Source organism: Streptomyces sp. ID05-26A (assembly GCF_033794685.1).
Taxonomy (GTDB): Bacteria; Actinomycetota; Actinomycetes; order Mycobacteriales; family Pseudonocardiaceae; genus Lentzea.
In genome coordinates this window covers 45,604-60,071 of record NZ_JARAYZ010000010.1, presented here as the reverse complement: position 1 = coordinate 60,071, position 14,468 = coordinate 45,604, and the positions used below count along the sequence as shown (strand labels likewise).

At 70.6% G+C, this 14,468-nt stretch carries 12 protein-coding genes; 11 read left to right on the top strand and 1 reads right to left on the bottom strand.

Annotation, left to right across the window (positions count from 1 at the left end):
* Nucleotides 1–17: 17 nt before the first annotated feature.
* The 10 genes from PV646_RS44070 (at nucleotide 18) to PV646_RS44025 (ending at nucleotide 13,170) form a co-directional block, all read left to right on the top strand.
* Nucleotides 18–224, top strand: coding sequence for a hypothetical protein (locus tag PV646_RS44070; protein WP_030472678.1), 207 nt, complete (start codon nucleotides 18–20; stop codon nucleotides 222–224).
* A gap of 30 nt (nucleotides 225–254) precedes the next feature.
* On the top strand, nucleotides 255–1,250 hold the full coding sequence (cobC, locus tag PV646_RS44065) for an Rv2231c family histidinol phosphate aminotransferase CobC (RefSeq protein WP_500349073.1): 996 nt from the start codon (nucleotides 255–257) through the stop codon (nucleotides 1,248–1,250).
* Nucleotides 1,247–2,281, top strand: a complete 1,035-nt coding sequence (locus PV646_RS44060) for a Nif3-like dinuclear metal center hexameric protein (RefSeq protein WP_500349071.1) — start codon at nucleotides 1,247–1,249, stop codon at nucleotides 2,279–2,281. The genes cobC and PV646_RS44060 overlap by 4 nt, the downstream gene beginning before the upstream one ends.
* The gene (locus tag PV646_RS44055) at nucleotides 2,278–3,015 is read left to right on the top strand and encodes a zinc ribbon domain-containing protein (RefSeq protein WP_500349069.1); all 738 of its coding nucleotides are present in this window, start codon (nucleotides 2,278–2,280) and stop codon (nucleotides 3,013–3,015) included. The genes PV646_RS44060 and PV646_RS44055 overlap by 4 nt, the downstream gene beginning before the upstream one ends.
* A gap of 270 nt (nucleotides 3,016–3,285) precedes the next feature.
* Nucleotides 3,286–6,342 (top strand): AfsR/SARP family transcriptional regulator, encoded by a 3,057-nt coding sequence (locus PV646_RS44050; RefSeq protein ID WP_500349067.1) that lies wholly within the window; start codon nucleotides 3,286–3,288, stop codon nucleotides 6,340–6,342.
* 118 nt (nucleotides 6,343–6,460) lie between these two features.
* Nucleotides 6,461–7,339 (top strand): hypothetical protein, encoded by an 879-nt coding sequence (locus tag PV646_RS44045; protein ID WP_500349065.1) that lies wholly within the window; start codon nucleotides 6,461–6,463, stop codon nucleotides 7,337–7,339.
* A 53-nt stretch (nucleotides 7,340–7,392) separates the two neighbouring features.
* Nucleotides 7,393–8,844 (top strand): glycoside hydrolase family 19 protein, encoded by a 1,452-nt coding sequence (locus PV646_RS44040; protein WP_500349064.1) that lies wholly within the window; start codon nucleotides 7,393–7,395, stop codon nucleotides 8,842–8,844.
* Nucleotides 8,845–8,887: 43 nt separating this feature from the next.
* A complete protein-coding gene (locus tag PV646_RS44035) occupies nucleotides 8,888–10,273 on the top strand; it encodes a CHAP domain-containing protein (protein ID WP_500349062.1) in 1,386 nt (461 codons plus the stop codon).
* A gap of 65 nt (nucleotides 10,274–10,338) precedes the next feature.
* Complete coding sequence (locus PV646_RS44030; RefSeq protein ID WP_500349060.1) at nucleotides 10,339–10,752, top strand: NlpC/P60 family protein; 414 nt, start codon at nucleotides 10,339–10,341, stop codon at nucleotides 10,750–10,752.
* Nucleotides 10,753–10,908: 156 nt separating this feature from the next.
* Nucleotides 10,909–13,170, top strand: coding sequence for an RCC1 domain-containing protein (locus PV646_RS44025; protein WP_500349058.1), 2,262 nt, complete (start codon nucleotides 10,909–10,911; stop codon nucleotides 13,168–13,170).
* Between the two features lie 63 nt (nucleotides 13,171–13,233).
* Here PV646_RS44025 and PV646_RS44020 read toward each other — a convergent pair whose 3' ends face one another.
* Nucleotides 13,234–13,782, bottom strand: coding sequence for a hypothetical protein (locus PV646_RS44020; RefSeq protein WP_500349057.1), 549 nt, complete (start codon nucleotides 13,780–13,782; stop codon nucleotides 13,234–13,236).
* A 101-nt stretch (nucleotides 13,783–13,883) separates the two neighbouring features.
* Here PV646_RS44020 and PV646_RS44015 point away from each other — a divergent pair, with 101 nt between their 5' ends.
* Nucleotides 13,884–14,453 (top strand): TetR/AcrR family transcriptional regulator, encoded by a 570-nt coding sequence (locus tag PV646_RS44015; RefSeq protein WP_500349055.1) that lies wholly within the window; start codon nucleotides 13,884–13,886, stop codon nucleotides 14,451–14,453.
* The last annotated feature ends 15 nt before the right edge of the window (nucleotides 14,454–14,468 follow it).

Sequence of the window (14,468 nt, the reverse complement as noted above, 5' to 3'; positions counted from 1 at the left end):
CGACATGGAGGCCGCCCATGCAGACAGGTACCGACGTGCCCCCGCAACGGGAGATCATCGGGTGCACCGACGCCCTCGGGCGCCGTCGTGCGTTCGAGGTGTACCTCAACGAGAAGGGTCGCGTCTGCTTCCGCACCCCGCCCGGTGAGTCGGCGCAGCTCGACGCCTTCCAGCTGGACGAGCTGATCAGCCACCTCACCGAGCTCCGCCGCTACATGCAGTGACGCGCCGGGCCGTCGCCTAAGATCGCGGCGATGACCGGACCGGATCTGCGCCACCACGGTGACGTCGACGCCGCACCAGGCCTCGCCGACTTCGCCGTCAACGTGCGGGTGCCGCACCCGCCCGCTTGGCTGCGCGACCGGCTGGCCGCGGCGCTCGGCGACCTGGGGCGTTACCCCTCGAAGCTCGCCGAAGAACGCGCACGTGAGGCCGTCGCACGCCGTCACGGACGTTCACCGGACGAGGTTTTGCTGCTCAACGGTGCCGCCGAGGGCTTCGCGCTGCTGCCGAAGCTCTCGCCGCGCCGCGTCGCGATCGTCCACCCCGGGTTCACCGAACCCGAGGTGGCTTTTCGCGATGCCGGAATCCCGATCGAGCACGTGCTGCTCGACGGTGACTTCCGCCTGCGTGACGTGGTCGCGGACGTCGACCTCACCGTCATCGGCAACCCCACGAACCCGACGTCCGTGCTGCACGAGGCCGCCGCGCTCAAGGCGTTGCCCGGCAGGCTGGTCGTCGACGAGGCGTTCATGGACGCCGTTCCCGGCGAGCCGGAGTCGCTCGCGCACGACCCCGACGTCCTGGTGCTGCGCAGCCTGACGAAGACGTGGGGCCTCGCCGGCCTGCGCGCCGGATACCTCCTCGGCGACCCGGAAACGCTCGGCAGGCTGGCGCACGGCCGTCCGCACTGGCCGGTGGGCAGTCTCACGCTCGAAGCGATCACGGCGTGCTGCGAACCCGAGGCGCTGGAGCAGTCGGCGCGGTTCGCCCGTGAGGCCTCGAAGTACGCCGCGCACGCGTTGGAGCAGCTCCAAGACCTCGTCGTCGTTGCCCCGAACGGGCCGTTCCTGCTGATCAGGGCGCCTCGCGGGACTCGGCAGGCGTTGCGGGACAAGGGGATCGCGGTGCGCCGCTGCGACACGTTCCCCGGACTGGATGACACCTACCTGCGCGTGGCGATCCGGCCGCCGGAGGAGTTCTCGGTGTTCGTGGACGCGTTGCGCGTCGTGATGGAGGAACTGGCGTGAAGCTCGCCGACGTGATCGCGGTCCTGGAGTCCGCGTATCCGCCGAAGACCGCCGAGAAGTGGGACGCGGTGGGCCTGGTCTGCGGTGATCCGGCCGAGGAGGTCAGCAGGATCCTGGTCTGCGTCGACCCGACGTCGTCCACTGTGGACGAGGCGGTGGAGGTGGGCGCGCAGCTCGTGCTCACGCACCACCCGCTGCTTCTCAAGGGCGTCAACGGCGTTCCTGCCGACGACCCCAAGGGTGCGTTGGTGCACAAGCTGATCCGGAACGGCGCCGCCCTGTATTGCGCGCACACCAACGCCGACAGCGCGTTGCCGGGCGTCTCGGACGCACTCGCCGAGGCCATCGGACTGACTGTCACCGGCCCGCTCGACGCCACCCCGCGCACCCCGCTGGACGTGCTGACCACCTCCGTGCCGCTCGCGGAGCCGCAGTTGCTGCTCGAGGCGGGCGCGGTCGAGCTGACCAGGCACGAGGAGACGCGCGTCGAGGTCGTCCTGCCCCGCGCCCGCCGCAACGCGGTCGTCACCGCGCTGAGGGCGGCCCACCCCGACGGGGAACCGGGCTTCACGCTGCACGAGATCGCGGACCTGCCGGGCGACACCGGCCTCGGTCGCATCGGTGAGCTCGCGGAACCGGAGTCGTTGAGGGCCTTCACCCAGCGGGTGGCCGACGCGTTGCCCGCCACCGTGCAGGGCGTGCGGGCGGCCGGAGACCCGGAACGCCTGATCAAACGGGTCGCGGTGTGCGGCGGCGCGGGCGACAGCTTCCTCGGCCTGGTGCAGCGAGCCGGTGTCGACGCCTACGTCACGGCCGACCTGCGGCACCACCCGGCGAGCGAGCACATCGAGTCCGGCGGGCCCGCGTTGGTGGACGTCGCGCACTGGGCCAGCGAGTGGCCGTGGTGCGAGCAGGCGGCGGAGATCCTGCGACAGGCCTTCGGCGGTAGGGTCGACGTACTCGTCTCCAGTCGCCGGACCGATCCGTGGACCGTCGCTGCGACGAGCCCAGCAGCAGGAGGACATGCGTGAAAGCCGACCCCGCAGTGCAGCGCAGGCTGCTCGACCTGGCCGAGGTCGACGCCGAACTGGCGCGTGTCACCCACCGTCGCCGCACGCTGCCGGAGATCGCGGAGATCGCCGCGGTCGAACAGCAGGTGCGCGCGAAGCAGGACGCGCTGGTCGCCGTGGAGACGTCCCTCACGGACCTCGACCGCGACGTGAAGCGCCAGGAGACCGAGATCGACCAGGTCCGCGCCCGCGGTGAGCGCGACCGCAAGCTGATGCAGTCCGGCTCGGTCGGCTCCAAGCAGCTCACCGACCTCGAACACGAACTCGCCACCATCCAGCGCCGTCAGGGCATCCTCGAGGACGACCTGCTGGAGCTGATGGAACGCCGCGAGGCCGTCGACGCCGACGCCTCCTTCGCGCGCGTCGAACTGGACAAGGCCCGCCAGGCGCTGGAAGACGCCTCGCGCCGCCGTGACGAGGCCCTCGCCAACCTGGAGACGACCGAGACCCGCCGTGTCGCCGACCGTTCGGTGATGGCCAAGGGCTTCCCGGACGACCTGCTGAAGCTCTACGACCGCCAGCGCGAGCAGCGCGGCATCGGCGCCGCACCGTTCCAGTCGCGCCGCTGCGGTGCGTGCCGGATCGAGCTCGACCGCGGCGCCGTGTCGAAGCTGAAGGAGGCGGCGGCCGACGAGGTCGTGCGCTGCGAGGAGTGCGGCGCGATCTTGGTCCGCATCGCGGAGCCCAAGGTCTGAGCAACTCTCAGAACAGGTAAAAGGGGACTGCCTCGCCGGCCAGTCCCCTTTTTTGCGTCCGGCGCCCGCCAGCAAGGCACGAACGAGCGGGTGAGCCAGGCCCTCGACCGGATTGCTTGACAGCCTCGTGGCCGGTTCATAGTGTCGATCGGCGCTGGATGAACCACCTGGACGTGTGGGCTCATCCGGTTTTGACGGGGGAATCTGGGGGGTTCCGCCGGGAGTCCGCGTTCGCGGGCGTCTGGTGGCGCGCCCCGTCTTGGGGGGTACATGGAGTTCCGCGTGCTGGGCCCGGTCGAAGCAGTCGTGGCCGGGGAACCGGTGCCTCTCGGCGGACCGAAACCGCGCACGTTGCTGGCGTTGCTCGCCGCGCACGCCAGCAGGGTCGTGCCGCTGGAGCGACTGGTCGACGCGGTCTGGGGTGAGGATCCGCCGGAGCAGGCCAGAGCCGCGATCTACACCTACATCTCGACGTTGCGCCGCAAGCTCGCCGCGGCCGACGGTGCCGACGTCATCGTGCGCACCGGTGGTGGCTATCGGCTCGAAGCCTCGTTGGACCAGATCGACCTGCACGTCTTCCTCCGCGAGATCACGGCGGCCCGGCGGGCGCGGGCCGAGGGCAGGCTCGCCCAGGCGGTCACCCACTTCGAGAACGCGCTCGGGCTGTGGCGCGGAGCCGCACTCGGTGGCGCGCAGGGCACGTGGGCGGACAACGAACGCATGCGTCTCGAAGAACTGAAGCTGGCCGCGCTGGAAGACCGCTTCGACGCCGACCTCGCACTCGGTGGGAGGGAGTCGCTCGTGACCGACCTCGCCACGGCGGTCGCCGAGGAACCGTTGCGGGAACGCCTGCGCGCGCAGCTGATGCTGGCGTTGCACCAGGCGGGGCGGCAGGCCGACGCGCTCGACTGCTACCAGGAGGGCAGACGGGCGCTGCTCGACCAGCTGGGCATCGAACCCAGCGCCGTGCTGCGGGACGCGCACGAGCAGGTGCTGCGAGCCGAGGCGGAACCGGTGACGGCGGCGCAGGACGAGGAGAACACCGAACCGGTGCGGTCCGGCCGCACGCCGAGCCAGCTGCCGTTCGACATCGCCGACTTCACCGGACGCACCGTCGAGGTCGCGACGCTGAACCGCCGCCTGGCGGAGGAGGCGACCGGCTCGCGGCTGTGCGCGATCTTCGGCAAGCCCGGCGCGGGTAAGAGCACGCTCGCGATGCACGTGGCCCACCGCGTTCGCGAGCACTTCCCCGACGGCCAGCTGTACGTGTCGTTGCGCGGCACCAGAACCGTTCGCCCGGAACCGGCCGAGGTGCTGGCCGGGTTCTTGCGGGCTCTCGGCGTCGCGGACACGGCGATCCCGGACGAGGCGGACGAGCGGGCGCGCCTCTACCGCACGATGCTCGCCGACCGGCGGATCCTCGTCGTGCTCGACGACGTGGCCGACGAGAAGCAGGTCAGGCCACTGCTGGCGGGTGGGCACACCTCGGCCGTGCTAGTGACGAGCCGGGAACGGCTCAGCGCGCTCGACGGCGCGACGCACCTCGACCTGCGCGTGCTCGCCGAGGACGAGGCCGTGCACCTGCTCGACCGGGTGGTCGGCGGCGGCAGGGTGGCGGCGGAACCCCTTGCGGCACAGGAGATCGTGCGCTTGTGCGGCCGGTTGCCGCTCGCCGTGCGCATCGCGGGGGCCCGGCTCGCCGCACGGCAGCGCTGGCAGCTCAGCCGCCTGGCCGACCGGCTGCGCGTGCAGCAGCGCGTGCTGCAGGAACTCTCCATCGGGGACCTGGAGGTGCGCGGCAGCCTGGCGCTGAGCTACGACGGACTGCCCGAACGAGAGCGGATGGCGTTGCGGCGCCTGGGTCTGCTCGACCTGTCGTCGTTCGGCGGCTGGGTCGTCGCGCCGCTGCTCGGCTGTTCCGCGACGGACGCGGAGGACGTCGTCGAACGGCTCGTCGACGCCCAGCTGCTCGACGTGTCCACATCGGACGCCAGCGACGCGTTGCGCTACCAGATCCACGATCTCACCCGTGCGTTCGCGCGGGAACGCGGCGAGGCCGAGGAGACGGCCGAGACGATCCGCACGGCCACGGCCCGCGCCGCGGAGTGCTGGCTCGGGCTGGTCGAGGTCGCGGGGCGGCGGATGCCGCACGCCACCCTCGACTTCGAGAGGTCGGGACTGCTCGACCGGTACCTCGACGAGGCCCAGGTCGACGAGATCGTCGCCGACCCCGAGGCGTGGTTCGACGCCGAGCAGAGCGGCCTGGTCGGCGTCGTCGAACGGGTCAGCGAGCTCGACCTGACCGACGTGGCGACGCGGCTCGCGGCCGCGCTGTGCTCGTCCCGCTTCTCCGTGCGCAACCTCTTCGGCCAGTGGTACCGGACGCACACCGCCGCGCTGGGAGCCGCCCGCCGCGCGGGTGACCGCCTCGGCGAGGCCCGGTTGCTGGGGGGACTGGGCTGGCTGCGTTACGAGCAGGACCGGTTCGACGAGTCCGCCGGCTACTACGAGCAGGCGCTGACGGCCTACGAACAAGCCGGTGACCGGCGCGGTTTGGCGACCACGCGGCTCGCGCTCAGCACCGTGCAGCGCGAGCACGGCCAGCTCGCCGCCGCGCGTACGTCGCTGGAGCAGGTCCTGGCCGAGCTCGAGCTGCCGCAGGACCGGCTCGCGCTCGTCCAGACGCGGCACGGCCTGGGCCGCGTGCTGACCGAACAGGGCGAGCTCGACGCCGGGCTGGCCGCGTGCGAGCAGGCCTGCGCCGAGTACGAGGAGATCGGTGACCAGCGCGGGTGGGCCATCGCGCTGCGGTCGGTCGGCATCGTGCACCGGGCCGCGGGCCGTCTGGAGCAGGCCGAGCACTGGTCGGCGCGAGCGGTCGAGGTGCTGTCGGGCCTCGGCAACGTGCTCGCGTCGGCGTACGCGGTGCAGGCGCTCGCGAAGGTCCGGGTCCGCCAGGGCAGGGGCGACGAGCTGCGCGACGACCTGCTGGCCTGCCTCAACACCTGCAACGAGATGCAGGACGGGTTCGGCCAGGCGCTGATGCTGCGCACGCTCGGCGAGCTCGACCTGGCCGCGAGCCGGTTCGCCGACGCCCGCCGGCACCTCGATCGCGCACTGCAGTGGTGGGACGCACTCGGCCTGCCGGTGTGGCGGGCCCGCACCCTGCGCGACCTGGCAGCGACACTGGACGGTCTCGGCGAGTCCGTCGCGGCGGACCGGGCGTGGGCCGAGGCGCTGGGCGTCTTCCAGCTGCACGGCTGCCGCGAGGCGCAGGAGCCGAGGCGCGTTCCGGCGCCAGGACCTCGGATTTTGGAAGTCTTTTAGATCTTTTTTCAGATCGGCAGACGGGTTTCAGATTCCGCTTCAGGTTTCTTTGAGACCTCGCCGCGAAGCTTCTCTCATCCCAGCAACGGGAAATGACGAGGGGTCAAGGGTGAGGGTCATGAAGAAGTCAGTCGGTCGAATCGCCACCGCCACGCTGATCGCCGGAATCGCACTCGCGGGCACCCAGCTCACCGCCTCGGCGGGGGAGCTGCCCGCCGGTGCCGACCGGATCGGCGTGCTCCAGGACGGGCACCTGTCCGTCAAGCAGGGCAGCGTGTTCGCCTCCTGGTCGAGCCAGCTCGGCGACGTCACGAGGTTCGAGATCGCCGGCGACAGGGTGGGGGCCCTGGCCGCGGACGGCACGCTGCACGTCAAGGAGGGCGCGCTCGACGCCTCCTGGACCGTCCAGGCCTCCGGTGTCCGGGACTTCCGCCTCTCCGGCAACCGGATCGGCGTCCTGCGGCACGACGGCTCGCTCGCGGTGAAGGAGGGCCTGTCCGGCTCGTTCGTCGAGCAGCTCTCCGGGGTCACCGACTTCGAGCTGACGAACAACCGGATCGGCGTCGTCACCACCGCCGGAACCGCGCTGGTCAAGCAGGGTGACCTCTACTCCTCCTGGACCGAGCAGGCCTCCGGCGTCAAGGACGTCGAGCTGACCGCCACCCGCGTGGGTGTCGTGCGCACCGATGGTTCTGTCGCCGTGAGGGACGGTCTCACCGGCACCTTCGTCGAGCAGCTCACCGGTGCGCGGCAGCTCTCGCTGGCCGGTGACCGCATCGGCGTCGTGCGCACCGACGGGTCGGCCGTCGTGAAGGACGGCGTGTTCGGGGCGTGGTTCGAGCAGGGCACCGGCATCGCCTCCATCGACCTCGCCGGTGACCGCGTCGGCCTGCTCCGCGCCGACGGCACCGCCGCCGTCAGGACCGGCGTGCAGGGCGCACCCGTCGAGCAGGCCTCCGGCGTGCGGCAGATCGGTCTCGCCGCGCCCGGCGCGTGAATTCTCCCTGCTCCATTTCCCCGGTCCTCGCACAAATCGTCAAGGAGTCGATGATGCGCTCTCTCAAGAACGTGCTCGCCCGCTTCACAGCGGCCACCCTCGTCACCGGAATCGCCCTCACCACCATGCACACCACCGCCTCGGCGGGTGAGCTCCCGTCCGGCAGCCACCGGCTCGGCGTGCTCGCCGACGGCAAGCTCCAGGTCAAGGAGGGCACCCTCTACGCGGGCTGGGTCGAGGAGATGGGAGGCGGTGTCCAGAAGTTCGACATCGCCGGCGACCGCATAGGCGTGCTGACGAACGACAACAAGCTGTTCGTCAAGGAGGGCAACCTCTGGAGCGGCTGGACCGAGCAGGCGACGAACGTGAAGGACTTCCGCCTGACCGGCAACCGGATCGGCGTGATCCGGCAGGACACGACCCTCGCGGTCAAGGAGGGCGACCTCAACGCCTCGTGGGTCGAGCAGACCAGCGGCGTGAAGGACCTCGAACTGTCCGGCAACCGAGTGGGCGTCGTCCTGGACAACGGTCTGGCCACCGTCAAGGAAGGCACCCTGTACTCGTCCTGGGTCGACCAGCTGGGCGGCGTCGCGGACATCGAACTGTCCGCCGACCGGGTCGGTGTGCTGCGCACGGACGGCACCGTCGCGGTGAAGGAGTCCAACCTCTGGTCGAACTGGGTCGAGCAGATCGGCAACGTCGCCAAGCTCGAACTGTCCGGCTCGATGCTCGGCGTCGTCACGAACGACGGCCTCGCGACCGTCAAGGAGGGCAACCTCTACGCACCGTGGGTGAACCAGACCTCGGGCGTCGCCGACCTGCAGATCGCCGGTGACCGCATCGGTGTGCTGACCACCGGCGGCCTGGTGACGGTCAAGGAGGGCGGCCTGTACGGCTCCTGGGTCAACCAGTACGGCGGCGCGCAGAGCTTCCGGCTGGCGGCCGCGACCTCCAGCCAGGGCGGGAAGCACGTGTCGCAGCAGGACGTCGTGAACATCTACGGCTCCGCCTACGCCACCGACACCGTCGCGGCCGGCCTGCCCGGTCTCAACGAGCAGATGGAGGCGGCGGGCATCACCTCGCCGACGCGCAAGGCCGCGTTCGTCGCGACCCTCAAGCACGAGAGCGGTTTCCGCTACAACGCGGGAGAAGCGGGCAACGGCGCCGTCTACAAGGGACGCGGCTTCATCCAGATCACCAACGACTTCAACTACCAAGCCATCACGAACTACTTCGGCCACGACTTCATGAACCACCCCGAGGACGCGGCGAAGGCCGAGTGGAGCGCCAAGATCGCGCGCTGGTACTGGACGGTCGCGCGCAACATCAACGCCTCCGCGGACGCGTACGACATGGGCGGCGTCGGCCGCGCGATCGGTTACTCCTACGACCTCGACCCGACCGAGTCGCAGAACCGCTGCACCTCCTACAAGAAGGCGCTCGCCTACTTCAACGGCGGCTCGCTCCCCGTCGCCGAGAGCTCCATCAAGTGCCTGCGCCGCTGACCACCGCCTCCCCGCACACCTCCGACTCCCCAAGGAGCACAACGTGTCCATCAAGACCACGGCCAAGCGCACCGCCACCGCAGTCATCGCCGCCTCGTTCATGGCCCTCGGCCTGATCCCCGCCAGCGCCGACACCCGCACCGACATCCGCGACCTCGCGGCCGCGAACATCAGCAAGAAGACCTGTGACACCAACAGTCTCGGCGGTCAGGGCTTCATGGGCAGCTGCGCGGCACGACATGCCTGGTGCTCGGACTTCGCGAGATGGGTCTGGGGCAACCGCAACCTGAACGTCGACCGGCTCACCCCGTCCGCCGGAACCTTCTACACCTACGGCGAGCGGCACGGCACGTTGCACAAGGACTCCGGCTACGTCCCGCAGGTCGGTGACGCGGTGGTGCTCAACTACCAGGGCAACGCCTGGGCCGACCACGTCTCGCTCGTCGACGCGGTGTACGCCAACGGCACGATCCGCACGATCAACGGCAACTTCGGCGGCAGCGGCCCGACGAGCTCGTCGGTCCAGTACGCCACGGGTGGTGGACGCGTCGGCCAGGTCATCGCCGGCCAGACGATCTCCGCGTTCGTCAGCCCGGCGGGCGTCAGCGACGTGAAGCCGACCACCGCCCGCCTCGGCGTCCAGTTCAACAACAGCTCGGTGCACGTCAAGGAGGGCAACCTCTACGCGCCGTGGGTCGAGGTGCACGGCGGTGGAATCGCGAAGTCCGAGACGCACGGCGACATGGTGGGCGTGCTGACCACCAGCGGTGACCTGTACGTCAAGCAGGGCAACCTCTGGCAGGGCTGGCTGCACATGGCCGGTGGCGTCAAGGACTTCGCGCTGGAGTCGGAGAAGGGCCGCGTCGCCGTCCTGCGCACCGACGGCACCGTCGCCGTCAAGGAGGGCGGCCTGCAGGGCACGTGGGTCGAGCAGGCGGGCAACGTCAAGGAGGTCGAGCTCTCCGGTACCTACATCGGCGTCGTCACCAACGACGGCAAGGCGTTCGTCAAGGAGGACAACCTCTGGGCGTCCTGGACCGAGCAGCTGGGCAACGCCGCGAACCTGGAGCTCAACGCGAGCAACGGTCGCATCGCCGTGGTCCGCACCGACGGCACCCTGACCGTCAAGGAAGGCGGCCTGTACGCGAACTGGGTCGAGCAGACCGGTGGCGTCAAGGACGTCGACCTGTCCGGTGAGTACCTGGGCGTCGTGCTGGACAACGGCCTGGCCACCGTCAAGGTCGGCAACCTCTACTCCGCCTGGATCGACCAGTTGGGCAACGCCGCCAACATCGAGGTCGACGCCAAGACCGCTCGCATCGGCGTCCTGCGCAACGACGGTTCGCTGACCGTGAAGGACGGTGGCCCGTACAGCAGCTGGGTCGAGCAGACCAGCGCCGTCACCGACTTCTCGCTCACGAACTACTGATCCGTTCTCACTGAGGGGCCACTCCTGGGGGTGTGGCCCCTCAGGCCGTTTCCGGGGTAGGAACCATGAACGACATCCTCCGCCGCGCAGCCAGCTGGACCGGCGTCCCGTACTCGCAGCACGACTTCCACACCAACGAGCACGGGACCTACCGCACCGACTGCTCCGGCTTCGCCTCGATGGCCTGGGGCCTGCCCGGCAGGCCACAAGACCCCCGCGGTGGCCTCAACACCGTCGACCTGGCGGGCATCAGCGCCCTGATCGCCAAGGACGACCTCCGCCCCGGCGACCTGCTGATCACCCTGACCGGGGACCGCACCACGCGGCACGTGACCGTGTTCAGCCGCTGGGCCGACGTCACCCGCTCGCACTACTGGGCCTACGAGCAGTGCAGCGGCCACGGCACGGTCCACCGCATCGTCAGCTATCCCTACCCGCACAGCACTTCCGGCTACCACCCCTACCGCCGCCGCGACTGATCCTCCAGCCAGGGACGATCTCCACCAGGTCCGGGGCGGCCTCGACCAGGTCAGGAACCTGCAACGCTCCTGCTCGAACCGGCTCTCGTCGGCACGACCGGGAGGTACGCTCCGCGCCAGAATCGGCATGACCATGGGGGAACCGGAATGACCGGAATGAAGAGACGTCTCGTGCTGCCTGTGGCAGCGCTCCTGCTGTCGGCGCTGGCCGTTCCCCTGCCCGCTGCCGCCGCGGTCGAGCCGGTCGCGTCCGCCTACACCCCGGTGACGCCGGTGCGGCTGCTGGACACGCGCTCGGGGCTCGGTGCGGCGGGGCCGGTGGGAGCCGGGCAGAGCATCGTGCTGGACCTGTCCGCGCGGACGCCGGTCGGCACCACGGCGGTGGTGCTCAACGTGACCGCGACCGAGCCGACGTCGGGCACGCACGTGGTCGTGTGGCCCTCGGGCAGCCCGCGCCCGACCGCGTCCAACCTCAACGTCGTCGCCGGGGAGATCCGGCCGAACCTGGTCACCGTGCGACTGGACCAGAGCCGGAAGGTGAGCCTGTTCAACTCGGCGGGGTCGGTGCACCTGCTGGCGGACCTGGCCGGCCACTACACGTCCGGTGCCGGCGCGCTGTACCAGCCGCTGCCGCCCACGCGAGCTCTGGACACCCGCACCGGGACCGGTGTGCAGCCGCGGAACCCGGACGGTTCGCTGCCGTTGAGCCTCGCCGGTCTGGTGCCCGCCGACGCGACCGCCGTGACGTTCAACCTGACCGCCACCAACGTCACCGCCGGCACGCACGTCATCGCGTGGCCGCACGGCAAGCCCAAGCCGGTCGCGTCGAACCTGAACCTGGCGCCGGGGGAGACCCGCGCCAACCTGGTGACCGTCGAGCTGGGCACCGACCGCACCGTCGACCTGTACAACAACGCGGGCGGGATCGACCTGATCGCCGACCTCGCCGGCTTCTACGTGCCGGGCGAAGGCCTCGCCTACTACCCGCTGGACCCCAAGCGGGTCGCGGACACGCGCTCGTCCGCGACGATCCGGCCGGACAACCCGCTGAACCTGTGGCTCGACGCGGACGACTCCGTCCCGGCCAACGCGTCTGCGGTCGTGATGAACGTGACGGCGACCGAGGCGACGGCGAACACCCACGTCAGCGTGTCGCCCACCTGGGACTTCAGGTCGTCGACGCTCAACGTCACCCAGGGCGGCACGGCGCCGAACCTGGCGGCGGTGGTGCTCGGGATGTACGGCACGCTCAACATCAAGCCCGACGCCGGCGCCATGCACCTGATCGTCGACCTGGCCGGGTACTTCGCCCCTGCGCCGTCCACCTGCACGACCGGGTGCGTGCTGGCGTGGGGCCAGAGCAACAACGGAGCGCTGGGCTCGGGCGGTGGCCTGGGCGAGAACCAGTACTTCGGCGAGCCGACGGCGCGGCCGGTGTCCGGTCTGAGCGGCGTGACAGCCCTCGCCGGGCGCTACGCCCTGCTGGCGGACGGCACGGTGCGGGCGTGGGGCCAGAACAACTGGGGCGAGCTCGGCGCGGGATGGCACACGTACAACGGGTTCGCGTCGGTCCCGGTCCGGGTCGAGGGGCTGTCCGGCGTCACGGCGATCACCTCGTCGCGGGACAACGGTTACGCGCTGCGCTCCGACGGCACCGTGTGGGGCTGGGGCCAGAACTACAGCGACCAGGTCGGACCTCAGACGACCCCGGACCGCACTGTCGACCTGCCCATCCGCATCGCCGGCATCGACGACGTGGTCGCCATCGCCGCGACCTTGGGTACCGGCTACGCGTTGCGCCCGGACGGCACGGTGTGGTCCTGGGGGAGCAACTTCTCCGGTGAGCTCGGCATCGGCACGACGGGCGGCTCCTCGCCGACCCCGGTCCAGGTGGCCGGTCTGACGGACGTCACGGCGATCGTCGCCGGCGACGACACCAGGTACGCGCTGCGCTCGGACGGCACCGTGTGGACGTGGGGCAGCAACGCGGAAGGGCAACTCGGCAACGGCACCATGACCGGCTCGACCGGCACGGCGGCCCCGGTGCGGGACCTGACCGGTGTCGTGTCGGTGGCGGCGTCGTCCCGGACCGGGTTCGCGGTGCTGGCCGACAGGACCGTCGTCGCGTGGGGCGCCCACACCCACGGCACGGCCGGTGTCGGTCTCACCGGCGACCGGTACGTCCTCGTGCCGAAGCGGGTCAAGAGTCTGTCCAATGTCACGAAGGTCGTCGGCATGGGTGGCAACGCGTACGCGCTGCGAACCGACGGCAGCCTGTGGGGCTGGGGGATCAACGCCTGGTCCCAGTTGGGCGTCTACGGCATCTCCAGTTCTTCCGAGCCGAAGCTGATCCCCAACCTTCCGCCGGTCACGGCGTTCAGCGCGACCGGCACCGGGGCCTTCGCGATCACCGGGTGATCGCCACACCGCTCGAAGCATGAGAAATGGCGGGACGGGGCTTCGGCCCTGTCCCGCCATTTCTCATCGGGCGTCGCGACGCAGCCGCAACGCCGACACCAGGAAGAACACCCCGCCGATCGCCGCGTATCCGGCGAGGTTGCGCAGGTTCGCGTCCGGCGCTCCCGCCTGCAGGAAGAACGACGTGCCCGCGAGCGTCGAGATCGCACCGCTGAGGATCATCGGCCACTGCCCGCCGAGGCTCCGCCGCACGAGCGCGACCGCGAGCTGCGCCACGCCGGACACCACGGCCCAAACACCCCACACCTGCAACACCGCCGGAATCCCGGACGTCACCGCGAACGCCAGTCCCGCCGCCGCGAGCGTGCTGACGGCGATGTTGGCGTAGAGCGCCACCGAAGCCCGGCCCTTCCGGGACGCGCGGCTGTCGACCACGATCGCCGCCACGTCGAAGAGCGGGTAGAGCACCAGCAACGTGCCGCTGACCGGCCCGATCTCCGTCGCGGTGAGGAACAGCAGCACCGCCCACACGACCGCGAACCCGAAACGGACGAAGTAGAGCGTGCGGAGGGCGGGGGCGAGGGTCGCGGTTGGTGCTGCGTCGATGCTCACGGCATGTCCTTGAGGTAGGGAGAACGTTCTTTCTACTTCGAGACTGGCAGCGCGCCGCGAACCTGTCAAGACCGAACGTTCTCTCTGCTACCGTCGGAAGGGTGACCCGCACCGTCTCCGACGCCAGAAACCGCCTGCTGGGAACGGCCAGCCGGCTGTTCTACTCGGAGGGCCTGCACTCCGTCGGCGTGGACCGCATCCTCGCCGAGGCGAAGGTGACCCGCGCCACGATGTACCGACACTTCGCGGGCAAGGAGGACCTGGTCCTCGCCTACCTCGCCGAGGCCGACCGGGCGACCCGGGACAACGTCGAGGCCGGCGTGGCCGCGGCGACGACCGACGAGGACGCGGTGCGCGCCGTCGCGGCGGGCATCGCCGGGCACATCCAGAGCCAGGGATTCCGCGGGTGTGCGTTCCTCAACGCCGTGGCGGAGTACGCCGACCCCGAACACCCGGTCCACATCGCCGTGCAGACCCACCGCCGGTGGTTCCTCGACACCGTCACAGACCTGCTGGCCCGGGTCGGCACCGGGCCCGCCGAACTGGACGGCCGCCACTTCGCCATGCTGCGCGACGGCGCGATGGCGGCCGGCTGCCTCGCGGATCCCGGCCCGGTCGCCGACACCTTCCGCGAGGCGGTCGACGGCATTCTGCGCGCACGTTCCTCCTGAACCGTCCTGCGGCCG